This is a genomic window from Desulfovibrio sp. 1188_IL3213 (genome assembly GCF_036763145.1).
In the GTDB taxonomy this organism is placed as follows: Bacteria; Desulfobacterota; Desulfovibrionia; order Desulfovibrionales; family Desulfovibrionaceae; genus Desulfovibrio.
Genome location: NZ_JBAIYR010000654.1, coordinates 1 through 906 on the forward strand (window position 1 = coordinate 1; position 906 = coordinate 906).

The window sequence follows — 906 nt, forward strand, 5'->3', positions numbered from 1 at the left end:
TTTACGGGCCGCAAGTAACAGAAATGCAAATGTCAGATCGCCCGTGCGCCTGTTAGGGCGCGGCTGGTAAGAAAGCCTTACAGGCGCATATGAAGAACCCCCGGCTAGGCCGGGGGGTTCCTTTTTTGTGCGCTGATGTGTTGCCCTGTGAAAACGCTGCAAGGCGTTCCCGGATGACTCAGTCCGGCCTGCGTCAGGCAAGGGTCTGAGCCAGGGCCTGCTCAAGGTCGCTGTAGTGAAAGGCGTATCCCGCGTCCATCAGGCGGTATGGAACAGGGTTTTGCCCGCACAGCACCAGTTCTTCGGCCATTTCGCCCAGGGCAAGGCGCACGGCGATGGCGGGAACAGGCAGCCATGACGGGCGCGCGCAGGCTTTGCCCAGCATGTGGGCAAAGCAACGCATGCTCACGGTTTCAGGGGCGGTGGCATTGAAAATGCCGCGCAGCTTGTCCTGTTCGAGCAAAAGCAGGGCAATGCGCGTTACATCTTCCATATGAATCCAGCTTATGGGCTGACGGCCCGAGCCCACAGGCCCGCCCACGAAATATCTGAACGGCGGCAGCATCCGTTCCAGAAAACCTCCAGCGGCTCCGGAAGATTTTTTGCCCAGCACGGGCGAAAAACGGAGAATGCAGCGGCGGATTCCCATATTTTCCACAGATGCTGTGCTTTCCTCCCACTGCACACAGGTGCGGGCCAGAAAACCCTGGCCCGAGGGGCTGCTTTCAGTACACGGCGGGGCCGTGGCCGCATCCTGCCACAAACCGTAGTAGCCGCATGCCGATGCCTGCAAAAGACTGTGGGGCATGCGCTGGCCCTCGCGATGCATGTCGCAGCATCAATGCCAGAAGCGTGGATATCAGCGGCGGCACAGTGAACATCACGGGCAAGACTAGTGCCACCAAC

Annotated in this window: 1 protein-coding gene; it reads right to left on the bottom strand. The window is 59.9% G+C overall.

The genetic code is table 11. From position 1 onward, the window contains the following. Positions 1 to 193 precede the first annotated feature (193 nt). Positions 194 to 829, bottom strand: coding sequence for an epimerase (locus V6C16_RS14320; RefSeq protein WP_333543567.1), 636 nt, complete (start codon positions 827 to 829; stop codon positions 194 to 196). Positions 830 to 906 lie beyond the last annotated feature (77 nt).

Excerpts from the sequence above, each read along its gene's own strand:
- V6C16_RS14320 (WP_333543567.1), bottom strand. The coding sequence starts at position 829 with ATGCATCGCGAGGGCCAGCGCATGCCCCACAGTCTTTTGCAGGCATCG.